This window comes from Methanimicrococcus hongohii, from assembly GCF_032594095.1.
GTDB classification, from domain to species: domain Archaea; phylum Halobacteriota; class Methanosarcinia; order Methanosarcinales; family Methanosarcinaceae; genus Methanimicrococcus; species Methanimicrococcus hongohii.
Map to the genome: position 1 here is coordinate 1,074,647 of NZ_CP131059.1, position 15,791 is coordinate 1,090,437.

Annotated in this window: 15 protein-coding genes and 1 pseudogene; 3 read left to right on the forward strand and 13 right to left on the reverse strand. The window is 40.0% G+C overall.

Translation table 11 applies throughout. The annotated features are described in order from the left end of the window. Positions 1-11: 11 nt before the first annotated feature. Entirely contained in the window at positions 12-533 is a 522-nt protein-coding gene (locus tag MmiHf6_RS05030; RefSeq protein WP_316558612.1) for a 50S ribosomal protein L16, read from the reverse strand. 764 nt (positions 534-1,297) lie between these two features. On the opposite strand from MmiHf6_RS05030, the gene MmiHf6_RS05035 reads away from it, so the two are divergent. Continuing rightward, entirely contained in the window at positions 1,298-1,843 is a 546-nt protein-coding gene (locus MmiHf6_RS05035) for a hypothetical protein (protein ID WP_316558613.1), read from the forward strand. A gap of 238 nt (positions 1,844-2,081) precedes the next feature. Continuing rightward, complete coding sequence (locus MmiHf6_RS05040) at positions 2,082-2,615, forward strand: hypothetical protein (RefSeq protein ID WP_316558614.1); 534 nt, start codon at positions 2,082-2,084, stop codon at positions 2,613-2,615. A gap of 12 nt (positions 2,616-2,627) precedes the next feature. Here the strand turns inward: MmiHf6_RS05040 and MmiHf6_RS05045 are convergent, their stop codons facing one another. The 10 genes and pseudogenes from MmiHf6_RS05045 to MmiHf6_RS05090 form a co-directional block, all read right to left on the reverse strand. After that, positions 2,628-3,704 (reverse strand): radical SAM protein, encoded by a 1,077-nt coding sequence (locus MmiHf6_RS05045; protein WP_316558615.1) that lies wholly within the window; start codon positions 3,702-3,704, stop codon positions 2,628-2,630. Between the two features lie 311 nt (positions 3,705-4,015). Beyond that, positions 4,016-4,324 (reverse strand): 50S ribosomal protein P1, encoded by a 309-nt coding sequence (gene rpl12p, locus MmiHf6_RS05050; RefSeq protein WP_316558616.1) that lies wholly within the window; start codon positions 4,322-4,324, stop codon positions 4,016-4,018. A gap of 79 nt (positions 4,325-4,403) precedes the next feature. Next, positions 4,404-5,243 (reverse strand): annotated as a pseudogene (locus MmiHf6_RS05055) (50S ribosomal protein L10); the annotation flags it as partial. Between the two features lies 1 nt (position 5,244). Then, the gene (locus MmiHf6_RS05060) at positions 5,245-5,886 is read right to left on the reverse strand and encodes a 50S ribosomal protein L1 (RefSeq protein WP_316558617.1); all 642 of its coding nucleotides are present in this window, start codon (positions 5,884-5,886) and stop codon (positions 5,245-5,247) included. Positions 5,887-6,253: 367 nt separating this feature from the next. Then, a complete protein-coding gene (locus MmiHf6_RS05065) occupies positions 6,254-6,739 on the reverse strand; it encodes a 50S ribosomal protein L11 (protein ID WP_316558618.1) in 486 nt (161 codons plus the stop codon). A gap of 345 nt (positions 6,740-7,084) precedes the next feature. Next, the gene (locus MmiHf6_RS05070; protein WP_316558619.1) at positions 7,085-7,561 is read right to left on the reverse strand and encodes a transcription elongation factor Spt5; all 477 of its coding nucleotides are present in this window, start codon (positions 7,559-7,561) and stop codon (positions 7,085-7,087) included. Position 7,562: 1 nt separating this feature from the next. Next, positions 7,563-7,793, reverse strand: coding sequence for a protein translocase SEC61 complex subunit gamma (locus MmiHf6_RS05075; RefSeq protein WP_316558620.1), 231 nt, complete (start codon positions 7,791-7,793; stop codon positions 7,563-7,565). A 389-nt stretch (positions 7,794-8,182) separates the two neighbouring features. After that, a complete protein-coding gene (locus tag MmiHf6_RS05080) occupies positions 8,183-8,782 on the reverse strand; it encodes a hypothetical protein (protein WP_316558621.1) in 600 nt (199 codons plus the stop codon). Positions 8,783-9,213: 431 nt separating this feature from the next. Beyond that, positions 9,214-10,335: a cell division protein FtsZ gene (gene ftsZ, locus MmiHf6_RS05085; RefSeq protein ID WP_316558622.1), complete on the reverse strand. Its 1,122-nt coding sequence runs from the start codon at positions 10,333-10,335 to the stop codon at positions 9,214-9,216. Between the two features lie 400 nt (positions 10,336-10,735). Next, entirely contained in the window at positions 10,736-11,128 is a 393-nt protein-coding gene (locus MmiHf6_RS05090; RefSeq protein ID WP_316558623.1) for a hypothetical protein, read from the reverse strand. A 281-nt stretch (positions 11,129-11,409) separates the two neighbouring features. On the opposite strand from MmiHf6_RS05090, the gene ppk1 reads away from it, so the two are divergent. Continuing rightward, positions 11,410-13,584, forward strand: a complete 2,175-nt coding sequence (ppk1, locus tag MmiHf6_RS05095) for a polyphosphate kinase 1 (protein ID WP_316558624.1) — start codon at positions 11,410-11,412, stop codon at positions 13,582-13,584. 1,253 nt (positions 13,585-14,837) lie between these two features. Here the strand turns inward: ppk1 and MmiHf6_RS05100 are convergent. Both MmiHf6_RS05100 and MmiHf6_RS05105 read right to left on the reverse strand, forming a co-directional pair. Next, the gene (locus MmiHf6_RS05100) at positions 14,838-15,080 is read right to left on the reverse strand and encodes a hypothetical protein (RefSeq protein WP_316558625.1); all 243 of its coding nucleotides are present in this window, start codon (positions 15,078-15,080) and stop codon (positions 14,838-14,840) included. Continuing rightward, the gene (locus MmiHf6_RS05105; protein ID WP_316558626.1) at positions 15,071-15,718 is read right to left on the reverse strand and encodes a hypothetical protein; all 648 of its coding nucleotides are present in this window, start codon (positions 15,716-15,718) and stop codon (positions 15,071-15,073) included. Before MmiHf6_RS05105 ends, MmiHf6_RS05100 begins: the two co-directional genes overlap by 10 nt. Positions 15,719-15,791: the final 73 nt, after the last annotated feature.

Sequence of the window (15,791 nt, forward strand, 5' to 3'; positions counted from 1 at the left end):
AAACAAAACGCTTACAAAACCAAGTCGGCGCCCTGATCAATTGTGATTCTTGTGGGTGTCGGGAGTTTTTGTCCGGCGTTCTTGAGTGCCTTCTTTGCTGCAAGGAAGTATTCTTTGTCGCAGGAAATGGTAAAAATCTTCTGGAGCGGGACAACACGTGCTGCCGTTCCGACGTTCTTACCGAAAGCGCCTCTCATACCGCTTGAAACACGGTCTGCACCGGCGCCGGTTGCCTGCTTGTTTTCTCTGAGAACTTCGTGCGGATAGACTCTCAACTTGATGTGGAAGTTGCCTCTGCCTGCCGCGTTGACCATGTGTCTGTTAGCGGTAATACGGGCAGCTTCAAGGGCTGTGTGTCTGATCGCGCATTTTTCTTCAACATGCAATGATAATTTGACGGGGTAGTCCTGTCTTGTTAAGTTACCCATGTCGTAGTGGATAATCTGAACACCCGGAACACCGCCCATATATTTTCTTCTGGTGAAGGAGCGCTGTCTGATGTTTCTGTACATACTTGCCGGCTTTCTAACCATAATAATGTCTCCAATGAATGAATTATTTGAAATTTATTGAATTAAATTTTATAATTGAATTAATTTGAAATTAAGATTAATTTGAATCAAATCTGAATAAATTAAAAATTGATTAAAACGATTATTTAACCAACTCAATTAATCCGATTCAACGATGAAAAACAAATACGGCAACCAAACCGCTGTGATTCATCAAAAAAAATCCGCCTTTGCATCATTGCTTTTTCAGCCACTCCGAAAAAACATCCTATGTATGATGGTTAGCCTCATGCGGCGCGGATTAACTACAGACTTTAAGCCCGATTTGTAACCCCCTAATACATTCAGGGTTTATAAATCTTATTCTTCAAGAAAGACTCAATTTCTTCAAGAAACTCAGTTTTTTCAATGATAGACTCAATTTCTTCAAGAAAGACTCAATTTCTTCAAGAAACTCAGTTTTTTCAAGAAAGATTCAATTCAAGATATCAAAAAAATCAGGAAACTTTGAAAAGAATTACACAAACAGTCTCAATAATATATAGAATAGAGAGAGAAGATATAAATAAACATGGGAATTATTACTTTTAAAGAACATTGACGAAAAGCATAGAAAAAGCATAGAATCTTAATATAAGGGTTTGAGATGTTTGAAATGCTGCAAAAGGGTGTCGCAGGATAACGAATAAAGACTTATATATAATTCAAGTGTCATATACATATCCATAATGTATCCATATTTAAGAGTTTAAGAGGTATTTTAAAGAGTTTAAGAGGTATTAAAATTGAATTCAACCGAGCAAAAACTGGCAGAAATAATTGAATATCAAAAACAATTGGTAGATATCGGGAACTACAACTACTACCAATCTGCGATTGATAACTTTTTTTATCCTGCGGAAATACTTAATGTCGAAGTAAAATCACAATTGCAAATTCTGAGAGTAGAATTTACAGAAGACTATAAAACAAATCCGCCGTTTGTGAAAGCTTCCATTTCAAGATACAGCGACAGATTGGCAGAAATTTTGGATTATTATGTGGGGACAGGCAAATTTCACGGTCGTCTGTATCCGCATCTTGGAAAAAAACAAATCAAAAACTCAATTGAAGTCATCGTGACATTGGAATCCATAAAAAATAAATTAGTAGATATTGTTGTTGATGCGGATGAAAGTGACATAGAAGAATTGTGCAAATCTTTTGATAAAGTCGACAAATTGATTTCCGAAAACATCTCATTATCAAAATCATTTATCAAAGACATTTCAAAGAAAATGACTGCAATTAACATTCGACTCGACCGCGACCTTACAAATTCTAAACAATGAATGATCTAAACAATGAATGATCTAAACAATGAATGATCTAAACAATAAATGATCTAAACAATGAATGGTCTAAACAATGAATGATTAAAGCCATTCCCGTAAAATGATTCAATAGTAATTATGAATCATTTTCTTTCTTCTTCTGAAATACCTGCAGGTTGACGAATATAAAGTTAAAAATAAATTCAGACATTACAGACATTATTTTAACATATATCCATTTTAATGAGGTATCGAATTGAATTTAACCGAACAGAAACTGACAGAACTGATTGAATACCAGAAACAATTGGTAGATATCGGAAATTATAATTATTACCAGTCTGCAATTGATGATTTTTTCTACCCTGCGGAATTACTCAATGTGAAATTGAAATCGGACTTACAGATGCTGAAAATGGAATTGATAGAAGATTTCAAGACCGTGCCGCCGTTTGCAAATGCACCGATTACAAAATACAGCGACAGATTAGCGGAAATTACAGATTATTATATCGGCGAAGGCAAATTTTTAGGAAGACCTTATCCGCACATCGGAAAGAAACAAATAAAAAATTCAACGGAAATTATTACAACATTAGAATCGTCTAAAAACTGTTTGACCGATATGATTTATGAAACCCATAATATTGACGGCATATTAAATCAAATCGATAAAATTGACAGATTGATTACCGAGAATATCCTGTATTCAAAATCAATTATCAAAACGATTTCAAAGAGAATGACCGCAATCAACGGCAGATTAAATCGCGACCTTACAAAAATATAATCGGAAAACGGCTTAAAGCCATTCATATCCGTAAAATGATTCAATATTGTAATTATTCATCAATGTCAGTTCGGCATAACCGAAAAACTGACAGCCTTCGCAATTGCGAATCATTTCTTTTCTTTCTTTTTTCGTTTGATTCCAGACTTTTGTGATCCCGTTTTCAATGATTTTTCCGCTTTCATCAAAAACAGAATTTTCAATAACATTCCCGAGCGGCTTGTTATGAATACGGCAGTTATACAAATCATTATGATGATCAACCGCTAAAATCCCGCAATCGACACGGCAATTTCGAATCAGTTTGCCGTCACGGATTTGTTTGAGATAAGTTTTGGAATTAATCAAAGGATATCCTTGTTTTTTGAGATCGATCAGCTCATTCATCAGCGAAACAAATTGAGGTTTCTGTTCATCCCGAATAATTAGATCATCCCAATCCGTATCACCCATTCGCTTAAAAGTGTAAAGCGGCTCAACAGCCATTTTGACATTTCCGAGTTCTTTGGCAAAACGCAGCAAATCGGTTACTTCGCCCAAATTTTTTCCGCTGATCACGCAATTCATCAAAAGCGGCTCATTCAAAAACCCGTTTTCGGAAGCATATCGAATGCCGTCGGCAATCACATCGTAATCGGTGCCGCGGATTTCACGCGTTGATGTCGGCCCGTCAACGGAAACAGAGATGTAATCAACGTCTTCAAGCTCATGAATTCTTTTCTTGAGCAAAGTTCCGTTTGTGATCATGAATGTTTTCATTCCCTTGGATTTGGCGTATTTCATAATTTCCGGCAAATCCTTTCGAAGAAGCGGTTCGGTCGACCAGGCATTGTAAGAGCCGATCCCGAAATCAACCGCCAGATCTATGATTTTACAGACATCTTCAAAAGAAGGATCTCTCAAAGCGGAAGAGATTGCAGAGCCTGCGGCAGGAGAGTCGACGGCTGAGCCGGAAGCCGAATCGGATGCAGCGTCCAAGTCGCCTCTTTCAACCAAATTTTTTTTCCATTCATCGCAGAAAACGCAGCGCAGATTGCAGCCGGAATTAACGGAGTGAGAAATTGTTACGGGGCGTCTTCGAACTTTCATCTGCCAGGCGCTTTTCGCCATAAAAACGGGATCGAATTTTGACACGCGGAAAAAAAGAAATTGAAATGACTTATACTTTATCCAAAAAATGAGGGTCAATTTTTAGAAAAGGCTGAAAAATGATGCGGCTCGCGCGCGGCGACTGCCTCCTATATAAAAAAAGAAGAAAAATACTGCAAACAGCTTGGACCTGGCGCTTCTGATTCGGTTGCCGCTGCGTGCGGTTGGCCGAACCAAAAAAAAGCCCGAAGGGAAAATCCCCTCGAGCTTTTAGAGCTGTACAATTTCGGTTTTGAAATTTCAATTTGAAATTAACCGAAGAGTGCGCCGAGACCGGCCATGCCTTCTTCTTCGGAGTGGTCTTCTTCCTCGGGCTCGGGTTCTGCTGCTGCTGCGGGTGCGTCGCCGCCTGCTGCTGCGGGTGCTGCTGCTGCGGGTGCTGCGAATGCTGCTTTTGCGATTGCTTCTTCGATGTCAACGCCGTCGAGTGCTGAGATGAGTGCTTTGACACGTGCATCGTCAACTTCTGCGCCTGCTGCTGTAAGGACTGCTTTGACTGAGTCTTCTGTGATTTCTTTTCCGCTCTTGTAGATTAAAAGTGCTGCGTAAATGTACTGCATATTGTTTCACCTTTTGATTTATTTTATTTCTAATGTGTTAGTTTATTTAATTCATTTATAATTCGAATTTGCTTGCTTTTGCAACGGATGTTGCCTCTGCATTGGCTTTGCCGATTAATTTGTCCATCACTTCAGGTTCAAAGATAACGGCTTCAACACCCAAGTTAACGGCTTCTGTGTGTGCCTTTTGGATGAGAACTTCAATGTTTTCTTTGGTCGGGATGGCTGCGTTCACGGACAAGTTGAATGCTTCCTGTGCTGCTGTAACGAATTTGTTGAACATTTCTGCTTCGTCAACATGCAAAACTTCCGGAAGATAAACAGTTCCGTCTTCGTAAACGGCTCTCAAAATTAAACCGACTTCCATCGGGAAAATTTCCAGTTTGGATAATGCGGTTGCCAATTTCTGAGAAACTTTTTCGCCGGCTTTACAGACAACTTTTGTTTCTTTGATGGCGATTTTGCCGCCTTCAACCGCTGTCGGAATGCCTGCGCCCTGGAATTCACTGAGCATCGGACCCGGCGGGAAACCGGTCGGACCTTTGTTGACTGTAATGTCAAAGGGTGCGATCGCGCCTGCTTTAATGGGTGCCGGTGTCTTTGTCTGGGCCAGCATCTTGTATAATTTGAACGGGTTGTCGTTTGTGAAAATCAAAGCGGTCTGCCCTTCAATGTATTGAACCATGTCGGGAACATTACCGTCACTTTCTTTGAGCGCTTTTTCGTTCAAAGTGTTTCTTGTGACTTTCAAAACGGCTGAGTCTTTAATGCTGCGTCTCATTTTCTGAAGCTGGTCAGCGGAAATGCTTTCAAAGCTCACAACGCCGAAAATACTGTAATTTTTGACGAGATCTTTGAGTTCTGCAACTTCATCCATTTTCCACTGCGGGATATGTTCTGCGCCTCGAGTTTCTGTCATATCACATCACCCTCTCGGATTTGCCCATTGTCGTCGTGACATAAATGGATTTAATGTTGTGCTTTCCTTTGACGAGTGCGCGTTCAACGCGGGAAATGACGGCATCAATGTTCTGAGCCAATTGTTCGGAAGGCATGTCGCGGCGGCCGACTGTGACGTGGAACGTCATCTTGTCTTTAGATCTGACGCGGACTGCGCTCTGTTTTGACTGGATCATTTCGCCGATGCTTTTTCCGGGAAGGAGCGGAACCGGCATTTTGCCTCTCGGACCGAGAACGGTACCGATGGTTTTACCGATTGTTGCCATGAACTGGGTTTCCGCAATGAAGAAGTCACATTCGTCGGCAACGGATTTTGCCCGTGCCTTGTCGTCCTTCATTTCCTGAATATCTGCATCGTCAAAAACGTACGCTGCCCCTGCTTGCTTGGCCTGTAATGCGACTTCACCTTTTGCAAAAACGCCGACCTTCAATTCTTTTCCGAGACCGTTCGGGAGAACGATTTCTTCGTCAACCCTGTTTTTGGGCTGATTGAGGTCAAGGTTTTTAAGGTTGATCGCAAGGTCAACGCTTTCTGAGAATTTGCGCTGGGGCGATTCCTCTAATAATTTCTTTACGAGTTCTTCGATAGCTACATCTGCCATTGTTTTGGCCTCCCCGTAGTCCCGCCAATCAAAAGCCGAGAAAAGAAGCAACTGAAAAATTTCAGCCGCGCGGCATTTTAATGTGCGTCAGTCATTTTGACTTTCTACGGTTAATTTGATGTTTAATATATATGTAAAGCTGTTTTCAGAAAAATTGCCGGCAAAAACCGATAACATTTCGAAAGGCGCTTTACGATAAATGTGAATGCAGTGTTAATGTGAAATATATGAAATTTACACTGTGGAATTATGATACATGAAATTATGACACATGAAAAATACATGTGAATAATTATTGGTAATATTTAATATGAATCAATTATGAAATTGTTCAATTATGAAATTGAAATAAATAAAGAACGGTAAATTACCATTCTTCGTTGTTGATAATTTCGTCGTATTGGCCTGCATCAACTGCTTTTTGGAAGTCTCTGACATCCATACCTTCGACGGTAACGCCCATTGAAACACCGACGCCGGTGACTTCTTTGATGGCTGCTTTCAAGTCGTATGAAAGGATGTCGTCCTTCTTCATGCGTGCGATTTTTGCTGCCTGCTGGACGGTAATGTTTCCGACTTTTTCGGTGTTGGGTTTGCCGGAACCTTTCTGAATGCCTGCTTCCTGAAGGAGGAGGGAGGATGTCGGGGGCGTTCCGACTTCGATGGTCACGCTCTTGTCGTCGGCGACGGTCACTGTAACCGGAACCTGCATGCCGTTAAAGTCTTTTGTTTTCTCATTGATTTGATCGATAACGTCTTTAATGTTGACACCGAGAGGACCCAATGCCGGACCGAGCGGCGGACCGGGAGTGGCTTTTCCTCCGGGGACCAATGCTTCTACTGAACTTGCCATTAAAATCACCGTGGATATAAGTGTTAATTAAATATTAGTTAAAGGTTAGTTAAATATTAATTTGGATTGATAATTGTAAAATAATTCAGATAAATGAATGACGTTTATCAGGTTTCTGATAATATTCGGATTCTGATATATTCTGATTTATTCTGAAAGAGATTCTAATAAATCGGATTCTTTGATTTAAAGCTTTCTCATGAAATTCGGGCGTGTCCAAGTCGCTGAAGTACGGCTCCGAAAAGGAAATGATGAAAAAAGTAAATCGGCAAACAGTCTTTTTGACTGCCTGCAAATTATTTGTAAATTTAATCTTACAAACTGTCTGCATTTCCTGCAAACTCTTTATTCTTCTTCCTTCTTCAAAACACGGACAGTGTCGCCGCGAATGGTAATCGGGATGGGGACGACGGCGTCGAACAATTCGACTGTGATTTCGTCGTGCTGTCCTGCGCCGACACGTTTGACTTTTGCTTTTTCGCCCTTGAAGGGGCCGGATGTGATTTCGATAATTGAACCTTCCGTGATGCCGACCGAGATGGGCTTGGGTTTCAAGAAGTGTTCGATTTCGCCGAGTGTTGCCGGACTTTTCAGCATGGATTTTGCGTGCGGAACGGCTTGAATCAAACTGTCAACGATAGCGGATTTAGGGGTTTCAACAAAGACGTAACCTTTCAGCTCTTCGGGAGCGAGAACGGCGCGAACGTCCAAGTGCTCTTTTTTAGCGACCAGTGCCATTGACTTGGCAACGGATTTTTCTTGGTTGACGGTCGTTTTTACGATAAAAATACTGACGTCGTCATTGTTTTCTTCTTCAAACATTTTATGACCTGATCGGGATGAAGTATTCCGGAACAATGTCCATCAAAACATAGAAAATGAAGCCCATGACACCGATTGCGATAATGCCGAGCGCTGCAACTTTTGCGATGGTAAAGAATTCTTTGCGTGTCGGCTTGCGGGCCAATTTTAAAATTCTGAGATAAGAGCGAAGTGTCGGTCCGATATTAGAGAAACCGTCTTTAACTTTATCTGCCGTGTTGTTTTCTGCCAAATTTTTCACATCCGAATCGCTTCGCAGGAAGCCGATTTATTAAACTTTTGAATTTGATATTTTTAGAATCTAACAGATAACCGAAATCACAAACTCAAAAAAGATAGCGATTCTAATACATTCATTCTTAATATACTTTGTCCTTTTTTCGATTTTTCACAAAAATCAATATCATAACCTAAATTTTATTTCCCTATGATTCAAACTCGCCTTGATTGCAGCAGAATTCTAATTTATGATAGTTTATGAATTTCCTTCGGCAGGATAAATCTTCAATTTACAAAATTTATACAACAGTTTCATAACTATTAAACGATTATTACAAGATAAGATTAAATGCAGCAATGGCTGACACCAACGAAAACACAATGAGATTTTATGAAAAATAATTACCAGACTAAGTTTGTGATATTCAATTTGTTATTCATTGCTTTCGTACTTATTGCTTTTATAGCAATGAAATATTTAGAGAGCGGAATTTTAAGGTTAGCTTTGGCTGTAATATTAGTTATCAGCGGCATAATTATAGTTATTGTAAATGTTTTGCATCTCGTTGCAGAGTATAAATGATTCCAATACTTCAATTGAATTTTTGAAAAACGAAGAGCATTTTCGTTTGAATATTTAAAAAATGAAGCGGCTCGCGCGGCGACGGGCAGTTGCGGCGTCTGCCGGCAGCAGCAAACGGAAACAGTAAGGCAGCAGCAAACGGAAACAGCAAGGTAGCAGCAGCAAACGGAAACAGTAAGGCAGCGGCGGCAAACGGAAACAGTAAGGCAGCGGCGGCAAACGGAAACAGTAAGGTGGCGGCGGCACGTTCGCGAATGCGAACGGATTACGATTAAAATGAGCAGATGCAAGCAGAAATGCAAACCTGACTCGCAAACGGAAACACTAAAAGACAGTTGCAGATTTACAGGCTTGGCCGGAACAGGCAGCAGTAAAAGACAGTTGCAAGAAAACGCTTTGCTGGAGCTGAACAGAAACAACAAAAAAGAACAGTTTTTGATTGTTTTATTTCGTATGGTTAGAATCTCCAACTCCTTCTTTCCTCCGCTGCGCTCCGGAAACGCGTCGTTGGAGGGAGCGGTTTTTGAAATTTAATTCAATCAAATAATTGATTGAAACATCGTCTTTCATAAATTTTTTCAAAAACGGAACGCCGTCTATTTTCCAAAATTTAAAACATTTAATTAGGGTTTTATCGGGCGTTCGGGTTCACCGATTTTTGAAATTGGATGTTTGGATTTCATCTTGAAAACAAAACAGATATGAGAGACATGTTTGAAATATTATGAAAAACGAAGCAGCTCGCGCGCGACGGCGGCAAAACTGAAAGGAACGAAGAAATCAAAAAGAGAATCAAACAAAAAATAAGAGAAATAAAAGTAAAAAAGAAAAAAGAATTGATTTGCCGAGATTACTCGACAAAGTCAATGCCGTATTTTGCGGTAATAAATGTACCGCTTCCCTGACCGTAAATCTGCGAAGACTTGACGCCGGTGACAATAATCATTGTGCGGATCTTGTTTTCAAGTTTCGGGTCAATGCGGGCACCCCAAATGAGGCGGGCGCCGGGGTCAATGCGGTTGTGGACTTCCTGGACGACGGATTGTGCTTCTTCAATCGTCATGTCCGGACCGCCGATAACGTTAACAAGCGCGGATGTGGCGTCGGAAATGTCGACATCCAAAAGCGGGCTTCGGAGTGCTTTTTGAATGGATTCAACGGCTTTGTTTTCGCCGGACGCTTCACCGAGACCGATCATGGCAACGCCGCCGTTCTGCATAATTGTGCGGATATCGGCGAAGTCGACGTTCACGAGACCGTCTTCCGTGATGGATTCAGTGATGCCTTTGACGGCGCGCATCAAAACTTCGTCACAAACTTTAAAAGCGGCTTGGAGCGGAAGTTTCGGAACCATTTCAATCAATTTGTCGTTCGGGATAACGATAACGGTGTCAGCGACATCGCGGAGTCTTTCAAGACCTGCTTCTGCGTTTGTTCTTCTGACAATACCTTCAACGCCGAACGGTAAGGTAACGACAGCGATTGTGAGTGCGCCTGCTGCGCGTGCTGCTTCTGCGACAACGGGTGCGGATCCGGTACCGGTACCGCCGCCGAGGCCGGTTGTGATGAAAACCATGTCGGCGCCTTCAACGGCGCGGCGGATGTCATCGACGTTTTCGATGGCCGCATCTTCGCCGACTTGCGGAAGACTGCCTGCGCCGAGGCCGCGGGTCTTCTTTTTGCCGATGAGGATTTTCTTGTTGGTGCCGATCTTTAAAAGGTGCTGGGCGTCAGTGTTGACGGCGTAGAGTTCAGCGCCGGAAATGCCTTCTTCAAGCATTCTTTGGATACTGTTGGAACCGCCGCCGCCGCAGCCGATAACTTTGATGTTTGTCTTTAAGCCTTCCAAAAAGGCGCGCAGTTCTTCATCCACTTCTTCGCCTTGGAGATTGACGTTGGGAGAATAACGGGGCGCTTCGCCGCGGTCTTCGCGGGCGCTTCTGGCTAATGCTTCTTCTACGATGGATTTCATGTGTGAACCTCTGTGTTATTAAAAACGGAACCGATGCGTGTGACGTTATCGACCCGAATGTAAAAGATGAAATGATAAGCTGAAATCAAATCATTAAATCATAAATGGAATCAATAAGTTTCTGAAATATTTAATAATTCCTATAAGATGAAATAATTTATAAACGATGTAATTTAAAAAAGTTATTGTTGCATTCAAATTTAATTCTTAAAAACGAATTTGAGTTTTTCAAGATTTTTGAAATAAAACGAAATAAATCAATTGGTACAACTTTTCAAAATTTTGAGAAAACGTATGACGATTTTTTTCAATTTTTTGAGAAAAATGATGACGATTTTTCAAATTTTTGAGATAATTGATGACGATTTTTCAAATTTTTGAGATAATTGATGACGATTTTTCAAATTTTTGAGATAATTGATGACGATTTTTCAAATTTTTGAGATAATTGATGACGATTTTTCAAAAAATTATAAATTTGTGCGGCTCGCGCGCGGCGGCGCGGCTGCCGGCAGCGGCGGCGGTTTGCGGCGCGGCGGCAACCTGCCCGCCGAGCGGAAACAAACACCTCACTCCAAGCGGAAACAAACACCTCACTCCAAGCGGAAACACAAACCGCCCTCCAAGCGGAAACAAACACCTCACTCCAAGCGGAAACACAAACCGCCCTCCAAGCGGAAACACAAACCGCCCTCCAAACGGAAACAAACACCTCATTCCAAACGGAAACAAACACCTCATTCCAACCGGAAACAAACACCTCACTCCAAGCGGAAACACAAACACCCTCCAAGCGGAAACATAAACAGCAACCAAAGAGGCAAACGATTCTCGCCCAAAAATTAAAAAAGAAATTAAAAACATATGCCGTTTTTTCAAAAAAGAAAAAATCAAATACCAAATCAAACACAAATAGCAAATTGAATACAAAACAAATAGCAAATATGATACAAAGCAAATAACAAATCAAATTCTGCTCAACTCGAAAAACAATCATTTTATATAACTGCAGCCTTATAAAAATAAGAACAGATTAATTGAAACACGGCATGCCGATAAAATAATGGTAAAATTATGAATCCCGATTCGCTTCCCTCACTTGAAAAAAAGGTAAACGCTTCCGACATTCCCGACGCTGCGGAAATTATGAATTCGACAGATCCTGACCTCTATATTGACCGCGATTTCAGCTGGCTTTATTTCAATGACCGCGTCATGGAAGAAGCCCTGGATGAAAGCAATCCGCTTCTTGAGCGCGTCCGATTCCTTTCGATTTTTGCAAGCAACTTAGACGAATACTACATGGTGCGCATTCCGGCGGTTAATAAAAGCATATTGGAAGACAGCATGAGCCCGGGTTCCGAAAGCACCGTTTACTTGGAAATGCAGAAAATTTACGCCGAACTTCCGATCATGCTCGAGCAAATGGAAAACTGCTGGAGCAACATCTTGATGCCGGAATTAAAAAAACAAAACATTCACATTTTAGAATATTCCGAATTGGAAGAGTTCCAAACGGAATATGTCAATAAATATTTCAAGAAAAATATTTTCCCGCAGCTGACGCCGCTTGCTTATGACTCAAGCCATCCGTTCCCGTATATTACAAATCAAAGCGTCAATTTAGCCGTCATTCTTTCCGATACGGCTTACGGTCGCGTTTTTGTCAGAATTAAAATTCCGTCAGACGTCAAACGCTTGGTTCCCGTTCCGTCCAAAGAAGATTTGAAATCGGGAAAAACCGAAGACAATATGGTAGCAGGCAAATCCGGAAAATTCAATTTCGTTTGGGTCGACGATGTCATCATCGCGAATTTGGATCATGTTTTTCCGGGACAAGTCATTCAAGAAGCGCACGCGTTTCGAATTACGCGCGACGGCGACCTCGGTCTTGACGACGACGGCGATTTTAATCTGATGAAATCCATCGAGAAAAAATCCGGCGCCAAATATTTCGGCAGCCCGCTTCGTATGGAAATTAATGACGGCATGTCCGATTACGTTTTAAAAATTCTGATGGAAAACTTAAAGCTGCGCTCCACTCAAGTCGAAGCGCTGGCGTCTCCCGTCGGATTGGTTTCGATTTCCGAGCTCTGCGACATCGGGCGGGCCGATTTGAAATACGAGCCGTTTACGCCGAAGAAAAAAGAATATTTAGATATCAAATCCAAGAAAAATAATATTTTTTCAAAAATCAAAAAGAAAGATGTTTTGATTTACCGCCCTTACGACAGTTTTGAGAGCGCAATCGATTTTGTTCAAACAGCGTCGACAGACCCTGATGTGATTGCAATCAAAATCACGCTTTATCGCGTCGATAAAAAATCCAAAATCATTCAATATTTGAAAGAAGCTGCCGATAATGGAAAACAAGTCATTGTTCTGATTGAGCTGAAAGCCCGCTTTGATGAAGAAAACAATGTCGCCAAAGCCAAAGAGCTGGAACACTCGAACATTCACGTCATTTACGGCGTTCCGAATCTGAAAACGCATGCCAAAATCTGTATGGTTCTGCGCAGAGAAGAAGACGAACTCATTCCTTACGTTCATATGAGCACCGGCAATTACAATGCGACAACGGCTAAAACGTATACCGATTTTGAATATTTCACCGCCGACCCTGTCATCGGTCAGGACGCTGTTGATTTATTCAATACGTTGACGGGATATTCCCGCAAATTGAATTATAACAAACTCCTCGTTGCGCCGAGTTCGATGCGGGACGCCTTGATTTCAAAAATCCGCCGCGAAGTTGAAAACCATAAGCTGCACGGCAACGGTTACCTGTTGTTTAAATTGAATTCACTTGTCGATCCCGAATGTATTTCTGAATTGTATAAAGCGTCGGCTGAAGGGGTTAAAATTGATCTCCAAGTCCGCGGCATCTGTTGTATCCGCCCGCAAATTCCGGGATACAGCGACAACATTCATGTGACTTCGATTGTCGGGCGCTTTTTGGAACACACGCGCGCTTATTATTTTTACAACAACGGCGATGAAGAATTATATCTCGGAAGCGCCGATTTGATGCAGCGCAATTTGGACAGGCGCATTGAAGTTTTGTTCCCGGTCGACGCTGATTATTTGAGAAAAATCAAAGATGTCATCATAGAAACGCATCTTCGAGACAATGTCAAAATCAGAGTCGGACTGCCCGACGGATCATTTAAAAAAGTTGTGCGCCCGGAAGATGAAGAGCCGCTCGATTCTCAAATTTGGATGACGAAAAATCAGGATAAATGGGATTAAAACCGGCACCGGTTTTCCGGTCGCTCGCCAATTATTTTATCGCGATTTTAATCGCTGCTTTTATTGTTACTTTATCGCAATTTTTGAAATAAGATTATCATTTTGCGATAATTACAATTGCGGTAATTACAATTGCGATAATTACAATTTTTTTGAAATAATTTTTTGAAATAAGATAATTTTGGCGATAATTGCAATTTTATCATAGTTTATCACAGTTTATTATAAATTATCACAGTTTATCACGGTCAGCCATCCGTTTTATAAGATTTAGCAGACACAATTATATCAAAAATTATACAAACAATTATATTAAATTTGTTTATTAAAATTGTCATTAAAAATTTTTATTTGTAATTTTCACACATTTATTTCAAATAACATTTTCAAGATCTGCAAGCCTATTTTGTTTTAAAACGATTGCTTAAAAATCAAAAAATATATAGATTCCGTTTAAAATATATGAATAAGTTTAAATATATTCAAATTCTTGGTTTATATTGAGAAAGCTGCATTAATTGAGTATTCTCGATTAAAAAACGGTCGGCAGTTTTCTCAATCGTGACATATCCGGTTTTTCCGATTCCGGAATGAAACGAAACAACGTGTAAAAACTAAAGCCCATTAAACCAACAAATAAGCCTCTTAAAACGCTCAGAAGGCATACCCCTAAAACACAAAAACGAACGCCAAAAATCCTATGAAAGATACGGATGCAAACCCGCAAAAACCCCGTCCGTATCTTTCCAAATATTTCCTCTATATTAAACATACAAATGGTTAATAAAAACGACATTAGAAAAAACGATATTAGCATTAGAAAAAACGTTAACACTCAATTTAAGCCAAACCAAACGGAAAAACGAGAAAAACGATAAACCAATTAATGATGATGTTTAAAACGGAATTCAAATATGAAATTTTAAAATATTAAAAAAATTTAAAAAAATGAAATGCGATTTGAAAACCAAATCGGTATTTCGAAAAACGAAACAGAGTTAGAAAAACAGAAATTTCAATCAAAAACGGTAAACATCATACATCAACATCATAAGATTAAATCATAATAAAATTAAATCATAAAATAATCATAAAATATTTGACACTAAAAAGATGCAAGAAATCTTAAAGACCCTCACTGCATCTTAAAGACTCTCTCTGTAAATATCTGTCAAATACCTCTCCAATACAAAACACCCCCCTCAAAAACACACAAAAACGTATTGTATATGAGATTTGAGTTCTGACAGAGCTCATATACAACCACTTAATACAACCACAAAACCACCAACAAAAATAAAACAATTAAAAAAACCGAACCACACACAAATTTTAAAATAAGTTAAAATAAGGTTTGTATTCAAAGGAGTTTTAAATGCAAAGCAGTCAGCATTTGAAACTCCTCTTTTTTTGGTCTTGATAAAATTCTCAATCTGTAATTTATTTCCAATTTTATTTCCAAATGTAATTTTATTTCCAAAGGATTTTATTTCCAAAATTCATACCATTTTTTAGTTTTGATTTCCGGTTCAGATGCCTGTGAATTTTTTAATTCATTCTGCTTCTCTTTTTCAATTTCTTCAACTTTTGCATCTTCTGCCGCTTTCTCTTTTCGTATTTCTTCTATAATTTCTTCTCTCATTTCCCCTTTGATCTCTTCTTTGATTTCTTCCTTTATTTTCTCTTTTGATTCGTTAGAATATTCTTTAGAATCTTTAGGCTCCGCGTTCTTTTCTTCCTGCAATCTCAGTTCCGCTGCCTTCTGAAGCTGCGCCGCCTCAACCAAAGGCTGCACTTGAAGCATATACGCCTGATATGTTTTCATTAATTCTTCGTAATTCTTGTTGGACGATTCCAGCTGATCTTTCAAATCCGAAATGTGACGGCGCTGAATCTCAATAATATTATTATCAATTTCCTTTTGAAGCGCGTTTTCATAGCGGCGCTTCTGTCCACCGTAATAGTTTTCCAAAGCTTTTTCCATGACGATTTCGGGATCTTTTTCAGAACTGATTCTTTTTTGAATCTCTTTTGAAAGATTCATTTTTCCGAATACGTTCTTGTCTGCCTTGATTTTATCTGCTTTGATTTTCTTCTCAGACATTTTCTTTTCAGACATTTTTTTCTCAGACAAATTTCTTTCCGGCAAATTTCTTTCCGGCAACTTTCTTTTCGGCAACTTTCTTTCGGATAATTTTCTTCCCGAC